Origin of the sequence: Rhodopseudomonas telluris, assembly GCF_042432815.1 — a bacterium.
GTDB classification, from domain to species: Bacteria; Pseudomonadota; Alphaproteobacteria; order Rhizobiales; family Xanthobacteraceae; genus Rhodopseudomonas; species Rhodopseudomonas telluris.
The window spans coordinates 194816-219874 of record NZ_JBHLWM010000005.1 but is presented as its reverse complement, the minus strand read 5'-3'; the positions used below and the strand labels follow the sequence as shown (position 1 = coordinate 219874).

Below are 25059 nucleotides of genomic sequence, written 5' to 3'. Positions count from 1 at the left end.
GGCCGGCGCAACCCACGAGGTGGACGACATGAACAAGTTCTGGCTCGCGATCGTCGCATTGCTCGGCACCATACTGCCCGCGCAGGCGCATCAGATCTGGATCGAACTGGCGGACGGACAGAAGGCGGTGGTGCGGTTCGGCGAGTTCGGTGAGAACCTGCGCGAAGCCTCGCCCGGTCTGCTCGACAAGTTCGGCAAGGTCACTGCCACGCTCGTCTCGCCCAAGGGCGAGCAAAAGGCCGATGCGACCAAATCGGCCGACGGCTTCTCACTTCCGTTCGCTGCTGCGGCTGGCGAGGCCATCGTCGCTGAAGACGCGAACTATCCGCTGTACACCTGGAAGCAACAGGACAAGGAGGCCCGCAACTGGTTCTACCCGGCTGCGCGCCTGATCACCGGCTTTGCGGCCCAGCAGCCGAAGCTGGTGCTCGATCTGGTGCCGACGGGGCAGCCCGGCCAGTTCAAACTGGTCTTCAAGGATCAGCCGAAGCCCAAGACCAAAGTGACGCTGACCACGCAGTCGGGCTGGGCCAAGGAGGCGCATACCGACGCGCAGGGGCTGGTCAGCTTCGAGATGCCTTGGAAGGGCGTGTATGTCGCCGAAGTCAGCGTCAACGACAAGACGCCGGGCGAACGCGCCGGCGAGAAATACGATGCGGTGAGCTACGCCACGACCGTCAGCTTCGTGCAGGCCGACGGTCTGCCGCCGATCCCTGCCGGCCCGGCGGCGAAGCCGGCCGCGCCGAAATGACGGCGCTGGTCCAGCGGGTGCGACGCACCGGTCCGCTGGTCTCGCGGATCGTCGCGGCGCTGTTCGGCAGTTACGGCATCGCGACGCTGTTCAGCCTCGCCGTGCTGGCGCTGCCGATCAGCAAGCCGCAGGCGGTGCTCACCGGCCAGCTCGCGAGCTTCGCGATCTATACCGGCGCGGTGATCTGGGTGTTCGCGGTGCGGCGTGCGTCGACCGCGTGGATCGGCCTGCTGATCGTGGCCGCGGCGCTGGCGCCGCTCGCCTGGTCGGTGTCCTGACGAGGAGCGCCCGGTGAAGTCGGACAGTAATCAGCGTGTGGCCGGCCGTGGTATCCGGCAGAGCATGTCCGGCCTGCACACCTGGACCGGGCTGCTGCTCGGCTGGGTGCTGTACGCGATGTTTCTCACCGGCACGGTGTCGTTTTTCAAGGAAGAGCTGTCGCAGTGGATGCGGCCGGAGCTGTCGCGGCTCGCGCAACCGCTCGATCCCGCGGTGGTCGCGCAACGCGTCGCCGACGAACTCGCACAGATCGCGCCCGATGCGACGCAATGGAGCATCAAGCTGCCCGAGGGACGCAGCAACAGCGTCTATGCGTTCTGGCGGCTGCCCGGCAGGCAAGGTCCGCGGGGAGGGTTCGGCGAAGGCCATTTCGATCCCGTGACCGGTCATCGCGTCGCGGGGCGCGGCACACTCGGCGGTGACTTCTTCTATCGCTTCCACTTCCAATTCTACTACATGTCGCCGTTCTGGGGACGGCTGCTCGCCGGCTTGGCAGCGATATCGATGCTGGTCGCAATCGTCGCCGGCGTGATCACCCACAAGAAGATCTTCACCGATTTCTTCACCTTCCGCTGGGGCAAGGGACAACGCTCGTGGCTCGATGCCCACAACGCGCTGTCGGTGTTCGGGCTGCCGTTCCACATCATGATCACCTACACCGGCCTGGTGACGCTGATGGCGCTGTACATGCCGTGGGGGGAGCGCGCCGCGATCAAGACGCCGGCCGAGCGTCAGCAACTCGCCGCCGAACTGAGCGCCTTCATCCAACCCGGCAAGCCGAGCGGCGAGAAGGCACAGCTGGCGTCGATCGAAGCGATGGTCCGCAAGGCGCAGGAGCATTGGGGGCAGGCCCATGTCGGGCGCGTCAACTCGGCCAATCCGGGCGACGCCGCCGCCCGTATCGCCGTGACCCGTGGCGACGCGGGCCGCGTGTCGATGAGTCCGGACTACCTCGAATTCGACGGTACAAGCGGCAAACTGCTGGCCGTTCACGATCAAGTCGGTGCGGCGGCCGAGACGCGCGGCGTGCTGTACGCCCTGCATCTCGGCCGCTTCAGCGATCTGGAGACGCGCTGGCTGTATTTCATCGTCAGCCTGATGGGTACCGCGATGGTCGGCACCGGGCTAGTGATGTGGACGGTGAAGCGGCGGGCGAAATTGCCCGATCCGGAGCGTCCGTATTTCGGCTTTCGTCTGGTCGAGCGGCTGAACATCGCCAGCATCGCCGGTCTGTCGATCGCGATGACGGCGTTCCTGTGGGCCAACCGGCTGCTGCCGCTTGGGATGGCCGAGCGGGCGTTCTGGGAAATCCACGTCTTCTTCATCGTCTGGGGCCTGACGCTGCTGTACGCTTTGTTGCGGCCGGCGCGAGCGGCCTGGGTCGAGCAACTGTGGGCGGCAACGGCGCTGCTGGCGCTGGTGCCGGTTCTCAACGCCGTGACCACGCTGCGGCCGCTGTGGCACAGCCTTGCAGTCGGCGACTGGGTATTCGCCGGTGTCGATCTGATGTGCTGCGCGTTGGCGCTGCTGCACGCCGTGCTGGCGATCCGGACCGCACGGCACGGAGCACGTCGCCCGGCTGAAGCGAAGGCCGTTCGACGACATTCGAACGCCGTCGCGGCCAGCGAGGCCGCGCAATGATTCACGCGCTTGTTCTGGCGCTGTGCGTGACAGGCTTCAGCGCGCTCGCGCTGGCGACGCGCCGGCCGCAGCACGAGATCCTGCGGCGGTCACTGCCGCGCCGAACTGTGACCACGTTTCGCACTGCCGGCAGCCTCGCCTTGCTGATCGCGCTCGCCGTGCTGGTCGCAGGTCGTGGTTCGGGACTAGGTCTGGTGATGTTCAGCGGTCACACCACGCTGGCAGCCGCGGTGGTCTATGTCGGGCTGATCGCCTACGGCCGGACGTCCGCGCGCGGCGCGCATCCCCGGCGAAGCTGACCCCGAACGCAAAAACGCCGCCCGGAATGGGCGGCGTTTGAATTCCGAAAAGCGTAGAGGGTGATGCGGACAGGATAGCATCGCCTTCGCGAATTTCAATCGGGGCCCATGCCGTCATTGCGAGGAGGCGAAGCCGACGAAGCAATCCAGTTTCTTGCGTGGGGCCTATGGATTGCTTCGCTGCGCTCGCAACGACGGAGCAGGCATCAATTCCGGTAGCTCGGATCGATGCGGTCGAGCTTGCGCAGTAGCGGCGGCCAGACCAGGCGGGTGGAGCGTGCCTCGGCGCGATGCGGGTTCGACAGCACCGCGGTGTTCTTGTCGATCACCGCCTGCTCGACCGGATACGCGGTCGGACCGAGCATCCGGGTCCGGACCTGCATGGTGCAGGCCCGCTCCAGATGGAACATCCGCTCGAACGCCGACGCGACGCTGCGGCCCACCGTCAGCGTGCCGTGATTGCGCAGCAGCATGTGGTTCTTCTCGCCGAGGTCGCGTTGCAGGCGCGGGCGCTCGTCATGGTCGAGCGCGATGCCTTCGTAATCGTGATAGGCGAGATCGTGGGTGACCAGCTGCGCGGTCTGATTCAGCGGCAGCAGGCCTTCCATGCAGCTCGCCACCGCGGTGCCGTCCGGGGTGTGCAGATGGATGACGCAGCCGGCGTCCTCGCGCACCTCATGGATCGCCGAATGGATGGTGAAGCCCGCGGGGTTGATGCTGTACTCGCTCTCGGTGAGCTGGTTGCCGTCGAGGTCGACCTTGACGAGGCTCGAGGCGGTGATCTCGTCGAACATCAGACCGTAGGGATTGATCAGGAAGTGGTGCTCGGGGCCGGGCACGCGCGCCGAGATGTGAGTGTCGACCAGATCGTCCCAGCCGTAATAGGCGATGAGGCGATAGCAGGCGGCGAGATTGACCCGCTGCTCCCACTCCGCCTCCGTCATCTGCGAGGGGACTTCCTTCAGGCGGGCTTCGGCTGGCGACATGCGTTCTCTCCCGGTTGTTCGGCGGTGATTGTGGCCACGGTAGCCCTGCGACTGTTTCGCAGCAAGCCGCTGCGCGCGCGGCAGTCATGATTTGAGGATCGGGCCGGCAAGGCCCGGCTGGCCGGGTGCAACGGGCGTGTCCCGCGTGCCCGCAGACTCGCCAACAAGTTGTTTGCAAACGGGAACGGCGATTGCCGATCTCGATCATATGACGTTATCGTGGCTCGGTGACCGCCGCGCGTGCTGCGGCGGACTGGAGTTTGGGATGATTTTTCTGCTGGTGGCCGGGATTGTCTTCCTGCTGGCCGGAGCGGCGTCGATCCTGTTCGGCGTCCCGGTCAAGGAGTTCAGCTTCGGCAATACGTTGATCCTGTCGGGAGTGTTGGGCGGCTGCACCGGGGCGATCCTGGTGGGGCTGTCGTTCGTCGCCCGCGAGGTTCGCGCGCTGGCCGTCGTCACCGCGGCCGCAGGCGCAGCGGCGCAGCGCCCCGCCGGGAAGTCCAGCTCGGTGGTCCCCGCTGCCGCCACGGAAACGGACAGCGAAAGCGGACTACTGTTCCCCGGCGACCGCTCCGAGCGCGAGGTCGCGCCATCGCCTGCGGACGTGCCGGCTCCGTCCTCCGGCCCTGCACCGTGGCAGGACGAACCCCCGCCGCGCGACCGTCTCCGCTCACGCCCCATCGAAACCCCGCCTGCGCCACCTCCGACCGAGTCGGAACCGAAGAAGCGTAATCTGCTGTTCTCGACGTCGCGTCGCGATCGGGACCGTGCGGGTCGCGCAAATGGGACGGATGGGGACGATGCGACGAAGCCGGGGAGCGTGCTGTCACAGGGAGTGACGCGCAGCTTCGATGAGGCCTGGCCGGATGCGGACCGTCCCCGGGCAGACGCCGGCGCGCGCCGTCGCCGGTCGTTGCTGGGCGGAGGCGAGGAGACTGCCGAACCTGCGGCACCCGAGCCGGAGCGACCGCGTCTGCCGGAACCTTCGCCAGCGCCGCGCAGCGAGGAGATGACCGAAGTGACCGTGCTGAAGTCCGGCGTCGTCGACGGAATGGCCTATTCGCTCTACTCGGATGGCTCGATCGAGGCGCAGATGCCGGAAGGCATGATGCGGTTCGAGTCGATCGACGCGTTGCGGGAGCACCTCGACCAGCGCGGTTAATCTGTTGGTCTACTTGCGTCGACTGAATGACGCGAAATACAGTCAGGTCCAAGCAAGGTCAGTGTTGCGTTCGGCGCGCGGCCTGCCGATCATCGTTCGAGCAGCAGACAAGATTCGACTGGCGCGGGAGTCCGCAGCCGGTCCGAGGCGATTGGATTCCTTATGAGTGACCCCGCGGGCAAGAGCTTTATCGAACTGACCGCGAGCATTGTCTCCGCCTATGTCGGCAACAATCCCACGCCCGCGGCGGATCTTCCCAACCTGATCGGGCAGGTCCACGCCGCGTTGCAGAAGCTGTCGTCCGGGCGCGCGGAGACTCAGGTCGTCGAGCCGGCGAAGCCCGCCGTGCCGCTGAAGAAATCGATGACGCCCGAATATCTGATCTGTCTCGAGGACGGCAAACGCTTCAAGTCGCTGAAGCGCCATCTGCGCACGCAGTACAAGATGACGCCCGAGCAGTACCGCGAGAAGTGGGGCTTGCCGCCGGACTACCCGATGGTGGCGCCGAACTACGCGGTCGAGCGCTCGCAGCTTGCCAAGAAGATGGGCCTCGGTCAGCAGCGTCGCCGCCGCGGCAAGTGAGCCGCGGACGGCGAGCTTTGCCTGTCAGGCGCCGAAGCCCGCGTCGACCGTGACCACCGAGCCGGTCATCAGGCCGGCAGCAGGGCTCGCCAGGAACGCGACCGCCGCTCCGATTTCGTCGACCGTGCCATAACGGCCGAGGGCTGTCAGAGCGCGAAGACCATCTGCCTGCTCACCCGCGGCCGGATTCATGTCGGTATCGATCGAGCCGGGCTGGACGAGGTTCACGGTGATACCCCGTGGCCCGACTTCATGTGAGAGACCGCGCGTGAAGGCCAGCAGGGCCGACTTCGTCATCGCATAGATCGTCGAGCCGCCGAACGGCACACGCTCGGCCAGCGTCGATCCGATGGAGATGATCCGGCCGCCGTCGGGCAGATGCGGGATCGCGGCCTGTGTGGCAAGGACGACGCCGCGCACATTGACGTTTAGCAGGGCATCAATGTCGGCGAGGCCGATGTCGGCGACAGCGCCTGCGCGGGCGATGCCGGCATTGTTGACCAGGATGTCGAGACCGCCGAGCCGCGCCGCCGCCTCATCGACCGCACGCTTCACCGCCGCCGGGTCGCCGCTATCGGCCTGGATGGCGATTGCGCGGCGGCCCTTGGCTTCGATCGCGCGGACGACGTCCGCGGCACGGTCGGCGGAGCGCTCATAGGTGATCGCAACGTCCGCGCCCTTGTCGGCCAGCGCCAGCGCGATTCCGACTCCGATCCCACGCGATGCACCGGTCACCAACGCTCGCTTGCCTGCCAGTTCACTCATCATCCACCTCTTTATGTAGTGATCGATATATAAATTGTTAGGCGGATTGGCGGGGCCGGTCAATGGATTTATATAACGACCAATGCAGAAATCTGGACAGGACCGGAATATCGAGAAGGCGGCCAGGCCGCGTGGTCGCCCGCGTGCGTTCGACCGCGGCGCTGCGCTGGCGCAGGCGACTCGCCTGTTCTGGCTCAAGGGCTATGAGGCGACTTCGATCGCCGATCTCACCGAGGCGATGGGGATTGGCGCGCCCAGCCTTTACGCCGCTTTCGGCTCCAAGGACGCGCTGTATGCCGAGGCCTTGCGCTACTACGGCGAGACCCACGAGCATGAGGTGTGGGGGGGCTTTCATGCCGCCGCCACGGCGCGGCGGGCGATCGCCGCCTATCTGATGGATTCGGCGGCCGCGCTGACGGGCTCGCTCGCCGACCATCCGCTCGGCTGCATGGTGACGTTGTCGGCTGTGGGGAGCGAGGGCCATTCCGAGCTTGGCAAGCTGGTTCAGGCGGCGCGGTCCGTCACGTTCGACCGGCTGAGAGCGCGTCTCAGCCAGGGTATTGCGGATAACGAGTGGCCCGCCGGCCTGGATGTCGCGGGGCTCGCTCGCTTCCTGCAATCGGTGCAGGCCGGCATGTCGATCCTTGCCCGCGACGGGGCAAGCAGAGCCGAGCTGGAAGCGGTTGCCCGAGCTGCAATGCGGACACTGGACGCCGCGCAGCGTGACGGCGAGGGCGGAGACTGAGTCCAATTTCAATGACAACTCGCTTGCGTTCTGAGGAAAAAAATCCGAAAATCTATTGCGTCGGGATTGATCTCGCGGCCGTTATGAGAATATATTCCTTTAATGGAAGTCTCAGATGAGGTTGCCCCGATGTCGATGTCAGTGCTGCGGCAGACCGCCGCTCGTTTCCGCGAAGAAGCTGTTCATGCGCTCAAGGTAAGCCCCGTCGGGGTGGCTGGTTTCGGCTCGCGTGCAGCGGGAGGCGTCCGATGAGGCGCCGGCGGCCCGCGCCCAAAACGGCCGCGCAGGATGCTGCCGAGGTCGGTGGCTTTCGCGCTCAGCATCTCTCCCTCGCGGAACGTCAGATCATGACGGAAGACGGGCTTGCCCGCGTCACGGTCGACGAGAGCGAAAGTCCGCTTGCCTGGCTCGCGCGCCGCAAGGGGCGCGATGGGCGCAGCCTGATCAGCGTGCATCAGTTCGTCGCCGGCGAGCGGCTACGCGCCGACTTCACCCGCGGCAATCTCACGCCGCGCGTCACCTCGAACTGGGGTGCGCCGACTGGCCGCTCGGGTGGTGGCGGAGCGGGCGAGATGACCGATCTGGTGGTGGCGTCGCGGCAGCGGGTGCAGAACGCAATTGCGGCCTGTGGGCCGGAGTTCTCCGGCGTCCTGCTCGACGTCTGCTGCTTCCTGCGCGGGCTGGAGGACGTCGAGCGGGAGCGCGGCTGGCCGACACGCTCCGCCAAGGTGGTGCTGCAACTCGCGCTGGATCGATTGGCTCGCCACTACGGGCTCGCGCCGACCACCGGCGCGGCGAATCCGAAGCTGCGGAGCTGGCTCGCCGACGGCGCGGAATTCGTCGTGGGGTAGCGCGTCAGGCCGACGCTGCGATCGCTTCGTGCGCGTCGGCCTTGATCCGCTCGATCATCGAACGCAGGCCGTTGGAGCGCTGCGGCGTCAGATGTTCGCGAAAGCCGAGCTCGTCGAACACGGCGATCGGCTCGGCGGCCAGGATTTCCTTCGGCGTGCGGCCGGAGACCAGGGTCAGCAGAATGGCGATCAGCCCGCGCACGATGTGCGCGTCGCTGTCGCCCAGATAATTCAGGATCGGCTCGCCGGCGGCGTTCTGCGTCACCCGTCGCGACAGCCAGACCTGGCTGGCGCAGCCATTGACCTTGTTGGTGGAGGAGTGCTCGTCCTCGGGCATCGGATCCAGGGTGCGGCCGAGTTCGATCACGTAGCGATAGCGATCGTCCCAATCGTCCAGCAGCGCGAAATTGTCCCTGATTTCGTCGATCGTCATGATCACCCGTATCTGCTCGTCGCGGTCCGCCAGCGGAACCTCTTCGTACAGATATATGGGATCGCCGGCGCTCGAAAGCGATATCGCCGGGCTCGTCTGAAAGTCGAGCGTATGTTCAGTTGGTGGGCGGCGCCGGATTGGGCAGGCGCCATTCGATGGCGAGATCGGCCGGCGCCAGCGTGTCGCGCGGCGCGGCGGCGATCTTCAGATCGTCGACCTCATCCATGCCGCCGATCGAGCCGGTCTGGTCGTTCGCTTTCTTGTCGATGATCATCTTGTAGACTTTGCGGGCGCCTTCCTGCGCGCGATGACCGATCACCGTGACGGCATGTTCGCCGACTTCGCAGGCCGCCGGCTGACGCTTGCAGAACTGGCTGAAATCCGAGACGGCGGCGCTGGCGGCGGAGACGGCTTCGGACGCGCCGACCTGCGGCAGCTTCTCGGACTCGGGCGTCTTGTCCTGGGGAAGTAGCACCAGCACAAGTCCGAGCCAGAACGTCAATCGAAGCAGGAAAAACATCTCGCGACCCCGTCGTCCAATCCGCGTTGCGATTGGTTTCGCAATCGAACCCTTCCTAGTTGGCTTCAATGAATTCAGGGTGTTTCGGTTACTTACAATTCGAGCAAAATCCCCCGAAACAAAGCGTCGAAACGATTCGACGTAAACATTCGATTGATGGCGCAGCACATTCGGGATCGCCTGCACGATGTGGCTACCAATTCGAAACCATATCGCGGCCGTTTTCGAAACGATGCGTTCACCATCCGTGCCGAATGAGGTGCTGATCCCGTCACAAATTCGGCCGCGCCGCTCGCTGATCGAATGCCTTAGCGTTCGTTTAAGGTGGCTCTGACACGGTGAGCCAACCAGAAACGGGGGCTCCGTCCCCCGTCACGAGGCGACAGCGAGCGCGGACCGCGTGGCAATATCCAGGATCATCAGCGAGTGTCTCGATGCACTGCTGCACCCGTCGGCGCGGTTCGATGCGCTGGCGAGCGCGCGGCATCGTGCATTCATCGCGCCGCGTCTCCTGGGCAGCCTCGCGGCGCTCGCCGCGTTTCCCGTCTATCTCGTTTTGCGTGGTGCGCCGAGCGCACTCGAGACGCTGGCCTTCGTCTGGCTGATCGCCCCGATTCTGCTGTCATGGTTCCTGTCGCGGACCGGCCGCTACGAGAGCGCGCATGTGCTGTCGTCGCTGTCGCTGGCGAGCCTCATCATGGTGATCGCCGCTCTGACCGGCGGCATCGAATCCTTCGCGGCGATCTGGCTCGTGCTCGTGCCCTCGGAGGCCGCGCTCTCGGCGTCGCGCCGCGTCGTCGCCTTCGCGGCGGGTCTGGCGCTCGGCTGCGCCGCGGCGTTGATTGCCGCCGGCCATTTCGGCCTGCTGCCTGCGCCCGAGACCGGTGAATTGTCGCGTGCCGCGGCGATGGCGCTCAGCGTCGCCGCCGCGACCCTGTACGCTTCCGGGCTCGCTTTCGGCTCGGAATCCCTGACGCGTACCAGCGACACGCTGCTCAGCGTCGAGGAAGAACGCTACCGGCTGCTCGCGCTCCACATGAGCGACGTGATCTCGCGCCATGCGCGGAACGGCGACTTACGCTTCATCTCGCCTGCGGTGGAGGCCCTGATCGGCCAGTCCACAGCACGGCTGCTTGGACAGGGGCTGTTCGATCGCGTCCATGTGGCCGATCGGCCCGCCTACCTGAAGGCGCTGTCGGATGCCGGCCGAGGCGAGCCCGGCAGTGTCGAGTTTCGGGTCCGCCGCGAAGTGCCGCGCGACGATCGCGGCCGTCCGGTCGCATCCGAGTTCATCTGGCTCGAGATGCGGTGCCGGCCGTTCGATCCGGACGTCCCGGGGGCGGCGAGGGATCACGAGGTCGTCGCCGTGATGCGCGACGTCACCGATCGCAAACTGCAGGAACAGGCGCTGGAAGAGGCCCGGGCCGAGGCGAGCCGCGCCGACGCCGCCAAGGCGCGCTTCCTCGCCACCATGAGCCACGAACTGCGTACGCCCCTCAATGCGGTGATCGGCTTCTCCGACATGATCCTGCACGAGGACGATCTGAGGCTCGCCCCCGAGCGGCGCAAGGAATACGCGCAGCTAATCAATGACTCCGGCCAGCATCTGCTGTCGGTGGTCAACGGCATCCTCGACATGTCGAAGATGGAATCCGGCAATTTCGAAATCGTGCCGGAACCCTTCGCGCCGCGTCCGGCGCTGCTGAACTGCTGCAATCTGCTGGCGCTTAAGGCGCGCGAGAACGGCATCGACCTGGTGACCCGCGCGCCGGAAAACCTGCCCGAGATCGTCGGCGACCCGCGCGCCTTCAAGCAGATCCTGCTCAACCTGGTGTCGAACGCCATCAAGTTCACCGAGCGCGGCGGCGCGGTGTCGGTCGAAGCCGTCGTCGAAGGCGTTCGCCTGGTGCTGCGCGTCAGCGACACCGGCGTGGGCATCGCCGCCGAAGACCTGAAGCGGATTGGTGATCCATTCTTCCAGGCGGGCAAGACCTACCAGCGGCGCCATGAAGGCACCGGCCTCGGCCTGTCGATCGTGAAGAGCCTCGTCGGGCTGCATGGCGGCGACATCGACGTGAAGAGCGAGGTTGATCGGGGGACGACGGTCACGGTATCGCTGCCGTTGGCGCAGCCGATGCCGAGCAACGTGACGACGCTCGCGCCGGTCCAGCCGTCGGAGCCGAAACTGCAAGACTATCAGGTGAAGAAGAGTGCGTAAGAGCCGAAAGGACGATGATGCGCCGCGCCGTCGCGGCGCGGCTGCGGCGGCCGTCGTGGATAGCGACGAGCGGGGTCTGGCGATGCGTCTGCTGACGCACAGTCCGCGCGACGTCATTGCCGGGATGTTCGCCTCGGCGGCGGTGGTCGCCATCATCACCAACGCGATCTTCATGCAGGCCGGACAACATCCGTCGCCGATGTTCGGCCGCAGCGCCGCGTCGTCGTCGGTGTCGGTGGTGACGCTGCCGCGTCCGCGTCCCGCCGAACCGCGCGCGGAGACCAAATCGCTCGATGCGGCGCTGCTGGAACCGAGCGCGACGGAGCTGAAGCCGGCCGAACCCAAGGCCGCGGAAGCAAAGCCTGTCGAGGCCCGCGCAGCCGAGCCCAAGCACGTCGACGCCAAGCCGGACACGCGCCGCAATGTCCGCACCGCCGACGCCGATCCCAGCGATCCGCTGGGCAATCTGGTCCGCAGCACGTCGCAGCCGCGGGGTGCCGCGCCGGCCGCCGCCGTCAATACGTCGGCCTCGCCGAACGTGCCGCGCCCGCCCGCCGCAATTCCCGCTGCGGCTTCGCGCGATCCGGTCGGCGAGATGATCACGTCGTCGCGCCGGATCGCCGCCGTGCAACGTGCGCTGACCGAATACGGCTACGGCCAGCTCAAACCGACCGGCACCGCCGGTGCGGACACGCAGGCGGCCATCCAGCGCTTCGAGCGTGCGCGCCGGATGCCGGTCACCGGACAGGTATCGGATCGTCTGGTGCGCGAACTCGGCATGGTGATCGGTCATTCGATCGATTAGCGCAGGGGGGGTGTCACCACGCGTGCTTACACGCGTGACCCCGAAATCACTCTGGCTTTGCGGCGCCCCGCGGCCTAAACCTCGCCCCATGCGATTAAAGAGCTCAATTTGGGTGTCCGCCTATCTGCGCCGTTGCCAGGGCGAGGGCGTGTTCGGCGCGGTGAGCCGGCGTGGCGCCGAGGACGCGGGCGCAGTGTTCGTGAAGGTCGTGATGCCCGATCGCACGGCGATGCTCTACGCGCCGGCGCCGCAGACCGCCTATGACGAAGACCGGCCATTCGAGCGCGTGTTCGCTCCGGTGTCGCCGCAGCCGCAGCCGGAAGCGCTCGTTGATGAACGTCTCGCCAAGGAGATCCGGTTCGACCCTGATATCTGGATCATCGAAACCGAAGACCGCTTGGGTCGGCACTTCCTCGATGTCATCAAACAGGCCTGAGTCCCGCTCGCGCGCGGATCGGCGATGATCATCAAGCCGCTCGGCCGAGCGGCGTCACCGGCTGGTGCCGGTCCGCGACGGCAACGGCGTGCCGGGCTGTACGGCCGGCCTTGAAGTGGGCGTCGCAGTGCGGGCGCGGTGGCGCTCGTCATCGTGCAGGACGGAGCGATACTTCGCCCGCGCCGTGGCGACAGTGGCGCCGCGCCATGTCGCAACCATGATCAGAGCCGTGCGCTCGTCGAGCCGATCGTAAAGCCGCGAAAGCCGATAGACCCGATCGACGGACGCGCCGAGCTCGGGATCGAGAAACATCAGCACCTGCTCGAATGCGGCAAGCTTCATGCCCAGCGCCTTCAGCGCGCAGGCGAGCGGTTCGCCTCCGATGTCCTGAACAACGCGCTCGGCTGTTCCGGTTGCGAGGATCAGCGCGTCGCCGAGTTCGTGCGTGAAGTTCTCGGCGTCGCCCGCGAAGGCCGCCATATGCAGCGTCTCGATCGCGCGCTGCGCTCGCTGGGGCGGAATGCGCGTTGCCGGCCGGAGCGGCGCTTCGGCGAGATTGTGCAGGATGAGCGCACGTTCGCGCGCCGCCGCGGCGAAGAACATCTCGTTGATCTGCGCCGCATCGTCGGGCTGGATCAGCAAGCTCGCCGCGCGCTGCTCGGCTTCGGTCGCCGGGCGCTGCGGACGGATGGGAGACGTCGGCGCGGTGGTGCTGATCGCTGCGGCCTGCGGCATGCGCCGATCGTCGGCGCTGCGCAGCGCCAGGCGTCGCGCAATCGCTTCAGGCGTGTAGGGATACACTGATAGTCGCGCACGCACCGCGGCGCGTGTCGCGTCATCGACCTCGTCGATCAGTCGCGACGTCAGTTCGACGAACTGCTGTTCTTCCTCGCGGGTGTGCACGCCGCCTTGCACATACAGATCGGTCAGCACACGCAGCAGCGTCGGGCGAATGTCAATTCCCTCGCGGCGCGAGAGCGACATCAGTCCGTCGAATCCTGGGAATGGTGCTGACTGGTTCATGGCGTCGCAAAGCAGGGCAACTGCGCGAAATCTAGCGCACCGTGTTTAATGCCGCGTTAAGTAAAACGCTTTGTTAATCAGCATCGTCACGGTGATCGGACGCAGTGGCAGGCCACTGCGTCGTCGTTCGCATCAGCGCCTATTACTTCGCGCCGCTGACGGTGCGGATCACGCTGTTGATCGGCCGCGCATTGCTGGCGGCCGGCTGCGCCGGCTGCACCTGCGCATCGTATTCCGGCAGCGTCGTGACCCGGTCCTTGGCGGTGATGAAGACCACCTTGTAGCCGCCGGCCTTGAGCTGGGAGAGCAGCTCCGGCAACGCCTGCGCGGTCGACTTCTGGAAGTCGTGCATCAGGATGATGCCCTTGCCGACTTTCTTCAGCTTGGTCATCACGCCGGTGATCAGTTGCTCCGGCTTGTGAATGCGGAAGTCCTCGGAATCGATGTCGATCGAGAACGTCGCGATGTTGCGTTCGCCGAGATACGCCTTCAGTTCGGGCGTCTGGCGCAATTGCGGGAAGCGGAAGAACGGCGAGGTGGGCTGGCCGGCCGCCAGCACGGTGCCGCTGATGCCCTTCTCGATCTCGGCCTTCGCCTCGGGGAAGGGTTTGATCGCAAGGTTGACGTGCGACCAGGTGTGCGAACCGACCGTATGGCCGGCTGCGACCACCTGCTTGAGAATGGCCGGATGCCAGCTCGCATGTTTGCCGATCGGGAAGAACACGGCCTTGACGCATTCGGCCGCGAGCGCGGCGAGCACCGCCGGCGTATTCACCGGCCACGGTCCGTCATCGAACGTCAGCGCGACTTCGCCGGGCTCGAGGAAGTCGTAGTCGCGATACTGAGACAGGCCGAGGCCAGGTCCACCGGTGGTGTCGATCTCGACCGTGCGGGAGATGCCGAGCGCATTCGGATTGCTGCAGGCCTGCTGCTGGGGCGCGGGGGCCGGCGCAGGGATCGCCGCGGGCTCCTTGGCGACGACGGGCTGCACCATCGGCGCGGGCGCCTTCGAGGCCTCCGAGGCCGGCGTCGGCCAGCGGGAGGCGATCGCGCCGGTGGTGAGTTCGGAAGAGGCCGTTGCGGCGGGCGCGTTCGGAGCCGAGAAGTAGGCGCGTCCCGCGCCAAGGCCGACCAGAACCGCCAGCACGCTGCAGCCAGCCGTCAAAACTGCAACTCTACGCATACCCAACTCCCGAACATGATTACCGCCCACCAGCGGTCAACTTGCTCGCGAAATGGTTAAGCTCGGGTTTTTAACGTCGATCAGCGACGCGCTTTCGTTCGCTTGCGCAGCGGCTTGTGCGGCTTGCCGCGGGCGACCGGTTTCTTCGCCGCCGGGCGTTCGGCGGTGTCGCCGGGCTGCGCGGCGGCATAAGACTGACGCAAGTTGTCGAGACTGCTGCCGATTTCGCCGACCTGCTCGGACAGCTTCTTGGTCTCGGCTCGCTGCGCGGTGATCAGTTGCTGCAGGGTGTGGAGCTGATCCTGCACCGCCTGCAGCTGATCGATCGACTCCTGCTGGGACATTTCGAGGCCCTTGGCCTTCTCCATGATCTGCTCGGAGGTCTGAGCGACGCGGACCTGGATCTGTCGGCCGCCGGCGGCACGTTCGGCTTCCGGCGTCAGGCCGGTGGCCATTCGCCACAGCAGGATCGCGCCGATTCCGGAAACGATCAGCACCAGAGCGGCCGCTGACATTGCGATCGGCTGGGCTCCGATCGTCGCCATCGCGCGCGACCGGAAATCTGACGGTGGAATCTCGGTCATGGACGTCACAAGCCTCGCGTCCGTGTGAAGTTCCCGCCCCACCGCGATGAAATAGCATTTTGCCAGCGGGGGTTGCAACCGGGCGGGGCCCCGCCATTAACAGCGCATTAACCATAACGCGACTTAATGACCTCGCATCACTCCAAATCAGGAAGGGCTGTGAGAGGTCGCAATGGGCACCATCCTTGAATTTCCGGCGGACGCGGGATCGCGGCGGTCGGGCTCAACCATGGTCCCGACGCCGGGCCACCTTGCGCAGGTCGTGATCCTGCCGGCGATCCGGATCGAACGTCACGCCCAGACCCAGGACGATGGCGGCCCGGAGCAGGGGGACGCGCCGCGCCGCCGGCGCCGCCGCCGCGCGCGGTCCTGACCACCACGATGGGCGCGATCCGTCATTCGGCCCCGGTGAGGGGTGGTCGCGTTCATTCCCTGGCGCTCCTGTTCACATTGCTCGGCGTTATGCTGGGCGGCTGCGCGGGCGGCGATTTCGGCCGTACCCGCGGCGACTTCGTCAATGACGACATGCATCGGTGGATGGGGATCGAGGCGACCGGCAGCGTCGGCGCCCGGGCCTCGGACTTCCAACTGACCGACGACGAGCGCACGCTGCGCGACATGGCCTATCCGCTGGTCGAGCCGCCGCGCTCGCGGCAGGCGTGGAAGACCGTGTTCGGTGACTATCAGCCGATCGCCGCACCGTGGCGCCAGTCACCGCCGTTCGATCGCACCGCCTACGGCAAGATGCTGGTCGATGAACCGCATCGCTCCCACGCCTCGCGCTACGCGGCGCTGAACGAAGACATCCGCAACGATCTGACCCGGTTCGAGCCGTTCAAGTTCACCGCCATGCGGGTGGTCGAGATGGACCGCAAGCGTGCAGCGGCGCTGAAGTACGTGTCCGACCTGTCGCCCCGCGAGCGGGCCGATGCGATTGGCCGGATGGAAGAGAATGCGCTGATCATCCAGTGGGTGCAGCAGTGCCTGCATCGCCGCGCCTCGTCCTATCGCTGGGCGCTGGAGCGTCTGGTGATCATGGCTCCCGATACGGTGGCGGCCGATGCGGACCGTCTGATCGCCGAGCTGGAAGTGCAGGCTGCCAATCTCGCCATACCTGCAGGCCCGGCGAAGGGGCACGTGCTGGTGTCGAAGGGGTGAGCGCGACGCTTTGCTGAGCTGATGCGGCGCAGCATCATGCCGACGCTGCGGTGCAGCGTCTTTCTTCCGCTCCTCCCAGCCGCTTTACGCAAGACCGCCTTGGTTCCTGAGAATGACTCTGCGCGTCGCTTTGGAGGAGGCGCTCATGATCGATTCTCTTGTGATGCAGGTCACGACTCCTGACGAGTTGGCCGCGCCCGAAGGATCTCCCGAACTGGCGGAGGCCCAGCGGACGGCGTGGCGCTTGGCTCACATCGACTTTCCGTGGGACATCAACAAGGCGCTCGAGTTCGCGCTGCTACGCACCTACGCGGTGCCGTCGATCTCGGGCCTTCTCGCGCGCACGGGGGAGTTCTCGGAGCGCGTCTCCAAGCGATATGACGATACGGCGCTGCTGATCCGCGAGGTGCTGCGTAACGGCCTCGACAGCGAGCGCGCGCGTCGCGCGTTCGGCCGCATCAATGCGATGCACGGCCGCTACCGCATCGCCAACGACGATTATCTCTACGTGCTCTCGACCTTCGTGTTCTCGCCGATCGACTGGGTCGGGCGCTTCGGCCACCGGCCCATGACCGCGGCCGAGCAACATCTGTGGTTCGTCTATTGGAACGAGTTCGGACGGCGGATGGGCATCGACGGTCTCTCTCCGGACATTGCCTCGTTTCGCGCTTTCGCGGACGAGTTCGAGCGCAAACGGTTCGTCTATGCGCCGTCGAACCGTCTGATCTCGGAGCGAACGATCGACCTCGTTCTGTCGGACTATTTCGTGCCGCGCATTCTGCATCGCGGCGGACGGCAGATCGCCTTGGCCATCGTCGACCGGCCGCTGGTCGAGGCGTTGGGCTTCAAATACCCGTCCGTAGTGTTGCGCGGGATCGCCACAGGGGCGCTCGGCCTTCGCCGTGCAATCCTGAAGTTGCTGCCGAAGCGGCGAGCTCCCAAGTGGCAGGAGATCGGTGGCCGGACCTATCCGGAGGGCTACAACATCGAGGAACTGGGGACGTTTCCCCGGGCCAAAGGCGTCTGACGATCAGTAAGCCGCTGCAGTGCGTACCCGAGGTGGAGTAGGTGGGGCGCGCGGCGCAGTGGGCCGCTCAGGACTTTGCCTGCGGCTCGGGCTGCACCTTGCAGCTCGCCGAACTCAGCGCGGCGCGCGCCTGGGGCATCATGCCGGGCTCCGAGGCGAGGGCCCTCATCACGATCAGGCCGGTAGTGGTCGGCGAGTCGATGATCAGCCGGTCGGCGGCGGTGACGTCCTCGTCTTCCGGCAGGTTGCCGTGCTGCTCGGCGGTCATCAAATCGAGTTCGATCACCTTGCGGCCAGCAGAGCGGTCGTTGATCGCGTAGTAGGCGATCTCGCTGCGCGTGTAGAACGACACCGCGGTGTAGGCTTGGCTCACCGGCACCACCAGCTTCAGCGGACCGTTCGACAGATCGTAGCGGCACACTGCGACGGCGAACGCAGGATCGAGGAATGGCAGCGGCGCGGTGTTGGGGGAAACCTGCGGCAGCTGCGAGACCTCGTTGACCTTGGTCAGCGGTGTCAGCCGCGCATAGGCGTCCTGGCTCGCGATGCGCGGCAGCGCCAGCACGCTGACCAGGTGCACGATGCCGCCGAGAACGAGGCCGGCAATGATGGTGGCGATGAAGCGGATCATGGGCAGCCGACCGTTGTGATGGCGGGCATCGGCGCGTCGCGTTGCGTGCGGGTGGCGACGCCGACCGGGGTGTCGTACAGCCGCAGCATCAGCTGATAGCGATCGACGCCGCCGGTCGGCAGCCAGTTGCCGGACCGGGAGCGCGCGGCGATCCGGATCCTGAATTCGCCGTCGGCGGAGCGAATGATCTCCTGGCTGGTGAAGCCGTAACGCTCGAGGCTGTTCGCGATGAGATAGCCGCGCGGATCGTACAGCGTGAGCGTCCAGAACCTGGCCGGCGGAGTGACGCCGCTGACCTCGATGTCGCAGCGGCCGTCCAGTGGCCGCTTGTTATCATCGGCGGTGGCGACGAAGGCGATGCCGTCACCGGCGCCGACCGGCAGCTCTCCGCTGCGCGCGATCGAGGCGCGGGCATAAGGATCGATCTCGGCGGTGCCGGCGCGCGGCCGCGCCGTCCAGGCGCCGATGGTCAGCGTTCCCAGATCGGTGCCGCGCGTGGCGGTCATCCAGGTCGCGCCGACGCCGACGCCCGCGGCGATGATCAGCGCCAGCAAAGTGAAGAAGATCAGGCGCACGTTGCAACCGTCCCTGGATGTCCCGCGGCCTTAGTTCTTGCGCAGCGGCGAGGCCGCCGCGCCGTTCGGCGTCGCCGAGGCGAAGCTCTCGGCTGCGCCGACGCTGGTTGAGGACACCGGCTTGCCGGGTTCGGCCGTGTCCATCACCTTGGCGGCATCGTCGAGCATCTTCTCAACGCGCACCAGGATGTCGGCGCCGCGGCGGGTCAGCACCGGCGGCGGCGCCGGCTTGGCGTCGTCGTCGGTGGCGCGGGCGTTGGCCTGCGCCGGCGAGACCGGCAGCTTGGTGCCCATGCCGACACCGGCGAGTTCCTTGACCTCGACGCCCTGATGCGCCGCCACCATGATGTCGTGCCAGGTCTGCGCCGGCAGCGAGCCGCCGGTCATGCGGTTGGTCGGCGAGTAGTCGTCGTTGCCGTACCACACCGCGCAGGAGAAGTTGCCGGTGTAGCCGACGAACCAGGCGTCGCGATAATTGTTGGTGGTGCCGGTCTTGCCCGCGGTCGGAATGCCGTCGAGCGCGGCGCGGCGGGCCGTGCCTTCGCTGACGACGTGGCTCATCATGCCGGCCATGTCGGCCGCGACCGAGGCGGGGATCGCCTGCCGCGGCTTCGGCCCATCGCGATCGTAGCGCCACACCAGGTCGCCGGCGCCGGTGCGGACTTCCAGCACGGCGTGCGGCTTCACCGCCTTGCCCTTGTTGGGGAAGGTCACGTAGGCGACCGCATGCTCAAGCACCGTGACTTCGTCGGCGCCGATCGGCAGCGACGGCGTATCGGGCAGCGGCGCAGTAAGGCCGAAGCGGCGCGCGACTTCGACGATCTTGGCGCGGCCGGCCTTCGGACCGGCCTTGCCGCCGAGCGTGATCGACAGCTTCACCGGCACGACGTTGATCGAGCGGGTGATCGCCTGGGTCAGCGTCACCGCGCCGGAATACGAATGGCCGTAATTCTGCGGACACCAATTGCCGATGCAGACGGGGCCGTCGACCACGATCGAGGTCGGCTTGAAGCCGTTGAGCAGCGCCGTCGTGTAGACATACGGCTTGAACGACGAGCCGGGCTGGCGATAGGCGTCGACCGCGCGGTTGAACTGGCTGGAGCCGTAGTCGCGGCCGCCGACCATCGCGCGCACGCCGCCGTCGAGATCGGACACCACGGTCGCGGCCTGGGTGGCGTGATAATCGCGGCCGAACTGGCGGAGCTGGTTTTCGATGGCGCCCTCGGCGGCGCGCTGCACGTTCATGTCGATCGCGGTGCGGACCACGAAGACGCGCTCGGTGTAGGACTTCGGGAAAGTGTCGACGACCTTGCGGACTTCGTCGAATGCCCAGTCGAGATAGTAGTTCGGCGAGTTCTCGTCGCGGCGGTCGACCACCGAGGCGGGATTGCGCCGCGCGCCGAACACCTGGCCTTCGGTCATGAAGCCGGCGTCGACCAGATTGTCGAGCACGACGTTGGCGCGGGCACGCGCGGCCGGCAGATTGATGTGCGGGGCGAATTTGGTCGGCGCCTTGAACAGGCCGGCGAGCATCGCGGCCTCGGCCAGGTTCACGTCGCGCACCGACTTGTTGAAGTAGAAGTGCGCCGCACCGTCGGCGCCGAAGGTGCCGCCGCCCATATAGGCGCGGTCGAGATACAGCTTCAGGATCTCGTTCTTGGTCAGCCGCGTCTCCAGCCAGATCGCCAGAAACGCCTCGTTGACCTTGCGTTCGAGCGTGCGCTCGTTCGACAGGAACAGGTTCTTGGCGAGCTGCTGGGTAATCGACGAGCCGCCCTGGCGCACGCCGCCGGCCTGGGCGTTGGTGACCAGCGCGCGCGCGGTGCCGGCGACGTCGATGCCGAAATGATCGTAGAAGCGGCGGTCCTCGGTGGCGAGCGTCGCCTTGATCAGATTGTCGGGGAAGTCTTCCAGCGGGATCGAGTCGTTGTGCTTGATGCCGCGGCTGCCGATCGGATTGCCGTAACGGTCGAGAAAGGTGACGGCGAGGTCCGACTTCTTCAGCCAATCCTCGTCCAGCGTTTCTCGAAACGCCGGCTGCGCCAGCGCCAGCAGTACCAGCAGTCCGCCGGCCCCCATCGTGGCGGCTTCCGACAGCGGTTCGATGAACACCCAGCGCTTCCAATGGCCGACATAGAAGCGGTCCATGAAGGTGGCGAAGCGTTCCCACAATTCGCGGATGCCGGCCGCGGAAGAGAACAGCGTCGAGTCGAGTCGGGCGTCGAGGTCCAGAAACCAGTTCCGGATCCGCTGCATGAAATTGTCTGGCAGAATCTTCGGCACCGGGTTTCGACCAATCGCGTGTGACGCCGGGCGGGCGCCTCAATCTGTCTTGCGGCAGGGTTGCGGCAAACCGAAGGCGCTTGAAGCCATTCTGGAGAATCCTGTTTCTTGTACCCGAGCGTCGGCCATAAACCAATGGCCGGGCAGGGATTTTTCAGCAAACGGGCCGCCACGCCACAGCTTCCTCGGAAACCGACGAGGCTAAGCGCTTGCGCCGTCGGCGCAACTCCCCCTAGAACCGCGCTTTGACAGCACGAAAGCAACCGTCCCGGCATGACCGCAGCCCGCAAGAAGATCTCCGATCAGGACGGTTTCTTCTGGAAAACCAAAACCTTGGAAGAGATGTCCGAGGCCGAATGGGAGAGCCTGTGCGACGGCTGCGCACGCTGCTGCCTGGAAAAGCTCGAGGACGAGGATTCCGGGCGGATCTATTTCACCCATGTCGGCTGCCGGCTGCTCGATGGGCACGCGTGTGCGTGTCACGACTACGCGAACAGGTCGGACCGGGTGCCGGACTGCGTGCGGCTGACGCCGCAGAACGTCCGTGAGCTGACCTGGCTGCCGCCGAGCTGCGGCTACAAGCTGGTGGCGGAGGGGCGGGATCTGTACTGGTGGCACCCGCTGATCTCCGGCGATCCGAACAGCGTGCACGACGCCGGCGTCTCGGTGCGCGGCCGGGTCGAGGCGATGGAGACCGACATCTCGGTCGAGGACCTCGAAGACCACATCGTGTCGTGGCCGGCGCTGCTGCCCAAGCGGGCCAAGCTGAAGAAGCCGCCGAAGTGATCGCGCCGGCCTGCCGCCATCGGTCGCGCCCGGAAGGACCGAGATGACTGCCTTGCTTATCCTCGCTGCGGCCGGCCTGTGGGCCGGCATGCAGAACACGCTCGCGGGCGGCGGCTCGTTCGTCACGCTGCCGGCGCTGCTGCTGGCCGGGCTGTCGCCGCTGTCGGCCAACATCACCTCGACGGTCGCGCTGTTTCCGGGGCAGCTCGCCTCCGGCTTCGCGGGACGGTCGATGGTGCTCGGCGTCGGGCGGCTGTCGTTCTGGTGGCTGATAGGTATCAGCCTCGTCGGCGGCGTCGTCGGGGCGGTGCTTCTGCTGATCACGCCGCCGACGATCTTCGCCCGGATGATGCCGTGGCTGGTGCTGTTCGCGACCGCTGTGTTCGCCTGGGGCAGCTTCGTGCGCACGGCGCGGGCGGAGCCGGCCAAGATCAATGTCGGCATGCTGGGCGCCATTCAGTTCGTCATCGCCATCTATGGCGGTTACTTCGGCGGCGGCATCGGCTTTCTGATGATGGCGGCGCTGTCGGTCGCCGGCATGCATGCGCGCAACGCCGGCGCCACAAAGAACGCGCTCGCCGCGGCGATGAACGCCTCGGCGGTGGCGATGTTCGCACTGTCGCCGGAGGTGAAGTGGATCGAGGCCGCGGTGCTCGCCGCGTCGTCGACGGTCGGCTACCTCGCCGGCGTCTGGGTGCTGCGTCGCGTCAACGAGAAGGCGCTGCGCGTCGCCGTCGTCGTGCTCGGCATCGCGCTGACAATCGGGCTGTTCTGGCGGCAATTTTAATAGTTGCTGCAGCGCGGTCGCGCCCACCTTGTCATCGCCCGCGTAGTCGGGCGATCCAGTATGCAGAGCGCTCGCCAACGCGTTCAGCCCTCATCGCCGGCGCCCTCACGTACTAAGATCCTCCGCCTTCGCGGAGGATGGCGACTGCAGCGAAGACAGCACGCCAACTTATTTGTTGCCAAGGCAACTGATCTGTGAGAATTGTTCCGAACAAGAGCGATCCAGTCGCCGTGTTCGGGAGGAATCATGTTCGGCAATCCAGCCGGCAAATGCGGCGTCGTGCCCAATGTCGACGCGGCGCGCGGCCAGCTCCGCGCGCTGTCTGATCGCGGGCAGCAGGCCGCGTCAGCTTTCGCCGGTGACGGCGCCGAGATTGTTGTGCAGGCGGCGCAGCAGATCGATCAGCACTTCCTGCTCACCCGCATCGAGGCACGACATCAGCCGCCGCTCGCGATCGAGCGCGGCGACGATCACTTTGTCATGCGTGGAGCGGCCCTTCGCGGTCAGCGAGATCGAATGGGTGCGGCCGTCGTTCGGATCGCTGCGGATCGCGATCAGTCCGCGTTGCTGCATGTCGGCCAGCGTGCGGCTCACCGGGCCCTTGTTGAAGCCGATCACCTGGCAGATCCGCGACGCCGCGATGCCGGGCTCGATCGCCAGCAGCGACATGATCCGCCACTCCGTGACGTTGACGCCGAATTCCCGCTGATAGAACGCCGTCGCGCTGTTCGACAGTTTGTTGGCGATGAAGGTGATGAAGGCCGGAACGTAGCGCTCGAGGTCGAGCGTTTGCGCGCTCGGCGCCGCTGCGGAACTGCGTGGTGATTTTCTGGGAGGCGAACCGGCGGTCATGGCGCTTTCGAGGGCTGGCGGCGGGTGAGCAGACATAAAGATACGAGGGCACGGTTCACAAGTGCCGAATGAAGGGAGGACGAGATGACTGCGACCCCAGCCGCTTCGCTGGCCGCGCCAGCGGCAAGCGTGCCGATCCCGCATCTGGCGATCGATCCGTTCTCGCTTGCGTTCTTCGACGATCCCTATCCGGATCAGCAGGCGATGCGGGACGCCGGCCCGGTCGTCTATCTCGACAAGTGGAACGTCTACGGCGTGGCGCGCTACGCCGAAGTCTACGCCGTGCTCAACGATCCGCTGACCTTCTGCTCGAGCCGCGGCGTCGGCCTCAGCGACTTCAAGAAGGAGAAGCCGTGGCGGCCACCAAGCCTGATCCTCGAAGCGGATCCGCCGGCGCACACCCGCACGCGCGCGGTCCTTAGCAAGGTGCTGTCGCCGGCGACGATGAAGCGGCTGCGCGACGGCTTTGCGGCCGCCGCCGAGGCGAAGATCGACGAGCTGCTGGCGCGCGGCGGCACCATCGATGCGATTGCCGATCTCGCCGAGGCCTATCCGCTGTCGGTCTTTCCCGATGCGATGGGGCTGAAGCAGGAGGGGCGCGAGAATTTGCTGCCTTACGCCGGTCTGGTGTTCAACGCGTTCGGTCCGCCGAACGAACTCCGCCAGTCCGCGATCGAGCGCTCGGCGCCGCATCAGGCCTATGTCAACGAGCAATGCCAGCGGCCGAGTCTCGCGCCGGGCGGTTTCGGCGCCTGCATCCACGCCTTCAGCGACACCGGCGAAATCACGCCGGACGAAGCGCCGCTGCTGGTGCGTTCGCTGCTATCGGCCGGCCTTGATACCACGGTGAACGGCATCGGCGCCGCGATGTATTGCCTGGCGCGGTTTCCGGATGAATTGGAACGGCTGCGCCGCGATCCGTCGCTCGCACGCAACGCGTTCGAGGAGGCGGTGCGGTTCGAAAGCCCGGTGCAGACCTTCTTCCGCACCACGACGCGCGAGGTCGAACTCGGCGGCGCGGTGATCGGCGAGGGCGAGAAGGTGCTGATGTTCCTCGGCTCGGCCAATCGCGATCCACGGCGCTGGGTCGAGCCGGACCGCTACGACATCACCCGCAAGACCTCCGGCCATGTCGGCTTCGGCTCGGGCATTCACATGTGCGTCGGCCAGCTGGTGGCGCGGCTCGAGGGTGAGGTCGTGCTCGCCGCGCTGGCCAGCAAGGTCAAGGCGATCGAGATCGCCGGACCGGTGAAGCGTCGCTTCAACAACACGCTGCGCGGGCTCGAAAGCCTGCCGCTCCAAATGACGCCTGCCTGAGGATTCACGATGCCGAAGATCACGTTCATTCTGCCCGACGGCCGCAGCGAAATCGTCGAGGCCGCTGCCGGCGACACCGCGATGTATGCGGCGCTGAGCCAGGGGCTCGACGGCATCGTCGCCGAGTGCGGCGGCAACGCCGTGTGCGCGACCTGCCACGTCTATGTCGAGGAGGGCTTGAGCAGGCTGCCGCCGGTCGACGGCAATGAAGACGATCTGCTCGACGGCGCGGCGGCCGAGCGGCTGCCGACCAGCCGGCTGTCCTGCCAGATCAAGCTGAGCGACGACCTCGACGGATTGGTGGTGCGCATTCCGGACCGGCAGTTCTAGATCTTCAATTCCAGACCACCGTCGCCGGCAACGACCGGCGGCGTCAGCAA

General features: G+C 66.4%; 29 protein-coding genes. 18 read left to right on the top strand and 11 right to left on the bottom strand.

The window, feature by feature from the left end; all coding sequences use genetic code 11:
* The first annotated feature begins 28 nt into the window (after positions 1-28).
* From ACFFJ6_RS12610 to ACFFJ6_RS12595, 4 genes are all read left to right on the top strand, one after another.
* Complete coding sequence (locus ACFFJ6_RS12610) at positions 29-751, top strand: cobalt ABC transporter substrate-binding protein (protein ID WP_378388151.1); 723 nt, start codon at positions 29-31, stop codon at positions 749-751.
* Entirely contained in the window at positions 748-1029 is a 282-nt protein-coding gene (locus ACFFJ6_RS12605; protein WP_378388149.1) for a DUF3649 domain-containing protein, read from the top strand. The genes ACFFJ6_RS12610 and ACFFJ6_RS12605 overlap by 4 nt, the downstream gene beginning before the upstream one ends.
* A 64-nt stretch (positions 1030-1093) precedes the next feature.
* Positions 1094-2671: a PepSY-associated TM helix domain-containing protein gene (locus ACFFJ6_RS12600; RefSeq protein ID WP_378389659.1), complete on the top strand. Its 1578-nt coding sequence runs from the start codon at positions 1094-1096 to the stop codon at positions 2669-2671.
* The gene (locus ACFFJ6_RS12595; protein WP_378388147.1) at positions 2668-2970 is read left to right on the top strand and encodes a DUF3325 domain-containing protein; all 303 of its coding nucleotides are present in this window, start codon (positions 2668-2670) and stop codon (positions 2968-2970) included. Before ACFFJ6_RS12600 ends, ACFFJ6_RS12595 begins: the two co-directional genes overlap by 4 nt.
* A gap of 206 nt (positions 2971-3176) precedes the next feature.
* Here the strand turns inward: ACFFJ6_RS12595 and ACFFJ6_RS12590 are convergent, their stop codons facing one another.
* A complete protein-coding gene (locus ACFFJ6_RS12590) occupies positions 3177-3956 on the bottom strand; it encodes a class II aldolase/adducin family protein (protein ID WP_378388145.1) in 780 nt (259 codons plus the stop codon).
* A gap of 265 nt (positions 3957-4221) precedes the next feature.
* Here ACFFJ6_RS12590 and ACFFJ6_RS12585 point away from each other — a divergent pair, with 265 nt between their 5' ends.
* Entirely contained in the window at positions 4222-5118 is an 897-nt protein-coding gene (locus tag ACFFJ6_RS12585) for a hypothetical protein (RefSeq protein ID WP_378388143.1), read from the top strand.
* Between the two features lie 162 nt (positions 5119-5280).
* Positions 5281-5700 carry a Ros/MucR family transcriptional regulator gene (locus ACFFJ6_RS12580; protein WP_378388141.1) on the top strand — a complete coding sequence of 140 codons (420 nt, stop codon included), beginning with the start codon at positions 5281-5283 and terminating at the stop codon, positions 5698-5700.
* 24 nt (positions 5701-5724) lie between these two features.
* Here the strand turns inward: ACFFJ6_RS12580 and ACFFJ6_RS12575 are convergent, their stop codons facing one another.
* A complete protein-coding gene (locus ACFFJ6_RS12575) occupies positions 5725-6465 on the bottom strand; it encodes an SDR family NAD(P)-dependent oxidoreductase (protein WP_378389657.1) in 741 nt (246 codons plus the stop codon).
* Between the two features lie 82 nt (positions 6466-6547).
* On the opposite strand from ACFFJ6_RS12575, the gene ACFFJ6_RS12570 reads away from it, so the two are divergent.
* Positions 6548-7210, top strand: a complete 663-nt coding sequence (locus ACFFJ6_RS12570; RefSeq protein ID WP_378388139.1) for a TetR/AcrR family transcriptional regulator — start codon at positions 6548-6550, stop codon at positions 7208-7210.
* Positions 7211-7458: 248 nt separating this feature from the next.
* The gene (locus ACFFJ6_RS12565; RefSeq protein ID WP_378388137.1) at positions 7459-8061 is read left to right on the top strand and encodes a DUF6456 domain-containing protein; all 603 of its coding nucleotides are present in this window, start codon (positions 7459-7461) and stop codon (positions 8059-8061) included.
* A gap of 4 nt (positions 8062-8065) precedes the next feature.
* Here the strand turns inward: ACFFJ6_RS12565 and ACFFJ6_RS12560 are convergent, their stop codons facing one another.
* A complete protein-coding gene (locus ACFFJ6_RS12560) occupies positions 8066-8494 on the bottom strand; it encodes a SufE family protein (RefSeq protein WP_378388135.1) in 429 nt (142 codons plus the stop codon).
* 115 nt (positions 8495-8609) lie between these two features.
* Positions 8610-9014 carry a DUF5330 domain-containing protein gene (locus tag ACFFJ6_RS12555; RefSeq protein WP_378388133.1) on the bottom strand — a complete coding sequence of 135 codons (405 nt, stop codon included), beginning with the start codon at positions 9012-9014 and terminating at the stop codon, positions 8610-8612.
* A gap of 400 nt (positions 9015-9414) precedes the next feature.
* Here ACFFJ6_RS12555 and ACFFJ6_RS12550 point away from each other — a divergent pair, with 400 nt between their 5' ends.
* From ACFFJ6_RS12550 to ACFFJ6_RS12540, 3 genes are all read left to right on the top strand, one after another.
* Complete coding sequence (locus ACFFJ6_RS12550; RefSeq protein ID WP_378388131.1) at positions 9415-11232, top strand: PAS domain-containing sensor histidine kinase; 1818 nt, start codon at positions 9415-9417, stop codon at positions 11230-11232.
* Positions 11225-12037 carry a peptidoglycan-binding domain-containing protein gene (locus tag ACFFJ6_RS12545; protein ID WP_378388129.1) on the top strand — a complete coding sequence of 271 codons (813 nt, stop codon included), beginning with the start codon at positions 11225-11227 and terminating at the stop codon, positions 12035-12037. The genes ACFFJ6_RS12550 and ACFFJ6_RS12545 overlap by 8 nt, the downstream gene beginning before the upstream one ends.
* Before the next feature lie 88 nt (positions 12038-12125).
* Positions 12126-12473, top strand: coding sequence for a DUF1491 family protein (locus ACFFJ6_RS12540; RefSeq protein WP_378389655.1), 348 nt, complete (start codon positions 12126-12128; stop codon positions 12471-12473).
* A 54-nt stretch (positions 12474-12527) separates the two neighbouring features.
* On the opposite strand, the gene ACFFJ6_RS12535 is transcribed toward ACFFJ6_RS12540, so the two are convergent.
* The 3 genes from ACFFJ6_RS12535 to ACFFJ6_RS12525 all read right to left on the bottom strand — a co-directional run bounded on the left by ACFFJ6_RS12535 (position 12528) and on the right by ACFFJ6_RS12525 (position 15263).
* Positions 12528-13496, bottom strand: coding sequence for a DUF2336 domain-containing protein (locus ACFFJ6_RS12535; RefSeq protein ID WP_378388127.1), 969 nt, complete (start codon positions 13494-13496; stop codon positions 12528-12530).
* A 142-nt stretch (positions 13497-13638) separates the two neighbouring features.
* Positions 13639-14679, bottom strand: a complete 1041-nt coding sequence (locus ACFFJ6_RS12530; RefSeq protein ID WP_378388125.1) for a polysaccharide deacetylase family protein — start codon at positions 14677-14679, stop codon at positions 13639-13641.
* A gap of 80 nt (positions 14680-14759) precedes the next feature.
* Complete coding sequence (locus ACFFJ6_RS12525; RefSeq protein WP_378388123.1) at positions 14760-15263, bottom strand: hypothetical protein; 504 nt, start codon at positions 15261-15263, stop codon at positions 14760-14762.
* A 172-nt stretch (positions 15264-15435) separates the two neighbouring features.
* On the opposite strand from ACFFJ6_RS12525, the gene ACFFJ6_RS12520 reads away from it, so the two are divergent.
* The 3 genes from ACFFJ6_RS12520 to ACFFJ6_RS12510 all read left to right on the top strand — a co-directional run bounded on the left by ACFFJ6_RS12520 (position 15436) and on the right by ACFFJ6_RS12510 (position 17448).
* A complete protein-coding gene (locus ACFFJ6_RS12520) occupies positions 15436-15636 on the top strand; it encodes a hypothetical protein (protein WP_378388121.1) in 201 nt (66 codons plus the stop codon).
* Between the two features lie 8 nt (positions 15637-15644).
* Positions 15645-16421 carry a hypothetical protein gene (locus tag ACFFJ6_RS12515; protein WP_378388119.1) on the top strand — a complete coding sequence of 259 codons (777 nt, stop codon included), beginning with the start codon at positions 15645-15647 and terminating at the stop codon, positions 16419-16421.
* A gap of 145 nt (positions 16422-16566) precedes the next feature.
* Entirely contained in the window at positions 16567-17448 is an 882-nt protein-coding gene (locus tag ACFFJ6_RS12510) for an oxygenase MpaB family protein (RefSeq protein WP_378388117.1), read from the top strand.
* Between the two features lie 67 nt (positions 17449-17515).
* Here ACFFJ6_RS12510 and ACFFJ6_RS12505 read toward each other — a convergent pair whose 3' ends face one another.
* Genes ACFFJ6_RS12505 through ACFFJ6_RS12495 form a run of 3 tightly spaced genes read right to left on the bottom strand, consistent with a single transcriptional unit; the run spans position 17516 to position 20937 of the window.
* On the bottom strand, positions 17516-18079 hold the full coding sequence (locus ACFFJ6_RS12505; protein ID WP_378388115.1) for a DUF1254 domain-containing protein: 564 nt from the start codon (positions 18077-18079) through the stop codon (positions 17516-17518).
* The gene (locus tag ACFFJ6_RS12500; protein ID WP_378388113.1) at positions 18076-18654 is read right to left on the bottom strand and encodes a DUF1214 domain-containing protein; all 579 of its coding nucleotides are present in this window, start codon (positions 18652-18654) and stop codon (positions 18076-18078) included. The genes ACFFJ6_RS12505 and ACFFJ6_RS12500 overlap by 4 nt, the downstream gene beginning before the upstream one ends.
* Before the next feature lie 30 nt (positions 18655-18684).
* Positions 18685-20937: a transglycosylase domain-containing protein gene (locus ACFFJ6_RS12495; RefSeq protein WP_378388111.1), complete on the bottom strand. Its 2253-nt coding sequence runs from the start codon at positions 20935-20937 to the stop codon at positions 18685-18687.
* A 273-nt stretch (positions 20938-21210) separates the two neighbouring features.
* Between ACFFJ6_RS12495 and ACFFJ6_RS12490 the strand changes: the two genes are divergently transcribed.
* Positions 21211-21723: a YcgN family cysteine cluster protein gene (locus ACFFJ6_RS12490; protein ID WP_378388109.1), complete on the top strand. Its 513-nt coding sequence runs from the start codon at positions 21211-21213 to the stop codon at positions 21721-21723.
* A 43-nt stretch (positions 21724-21766) separates the two neighbouring features.
* Complete coding sequence (locus tag ACFFJ6_RS12485; RefSeq protein ID WP_378388107.1) at positions 21767-22510, top strand: sulfite exporter TauE/SafE family protein; 744 nt, start codon at positions 21767-21769, stop codon at positions 22508-22510.
* A 345-nt stretch (positions 22511-22855) separates the two neighbouring features.
* Here ACFFJ6_RS12485 and ACFFJ6_RS12480 read toward each other — a convergent pair whose 3' ends face one another.
* On the bottom strand, positions 22856-23362 hold the full coding sequence (locus tag ACFFJ6_RS12480; protein ID WP_378388105.1) for a MarR family winged helix-turn-helix transcriptional regulator: 507 nt from the start codon (positions 23360-23362) through the stop codon (positions 22856-22858).
* A gap of 84 nt (positions 23363-23446) precedes the next feature.
* Here ACFFJ6_RS12480 and ACFFJ6_RS12475 point away from each other — a divergent pair, with 84 nt between their 5' ends.
* Together ACFFJ6_RS12475 and ACFFJ6_RS12470 are read left to right on the top strand one after the other, a co-directional pair.
* Positions 23447-24679: a cytochrome P450 gene (locus ACFFJ6_RS12475; RefSeq protein WP_378388103.1), complete on the top strand. Its 1233-nt coding sequence runs from the start codon at positions 23447-23449 to the stop codon at positions 24677-24679.
* Positions 24680-24688: 9 nt separating this feature from the next.
* Positions 24689-25009, top strand: a complete 321-nt coding sequence (locus ACFFJ6_RS12470; protein ID WP_378388101.1) for a 2Fe-2S iron-sulfur cluster-binding protein — start codon at positions 24689-24691, stop codon at positions 25007-25009.
* Positions 25010-25059: the final 50 nt, after the last annotated feature.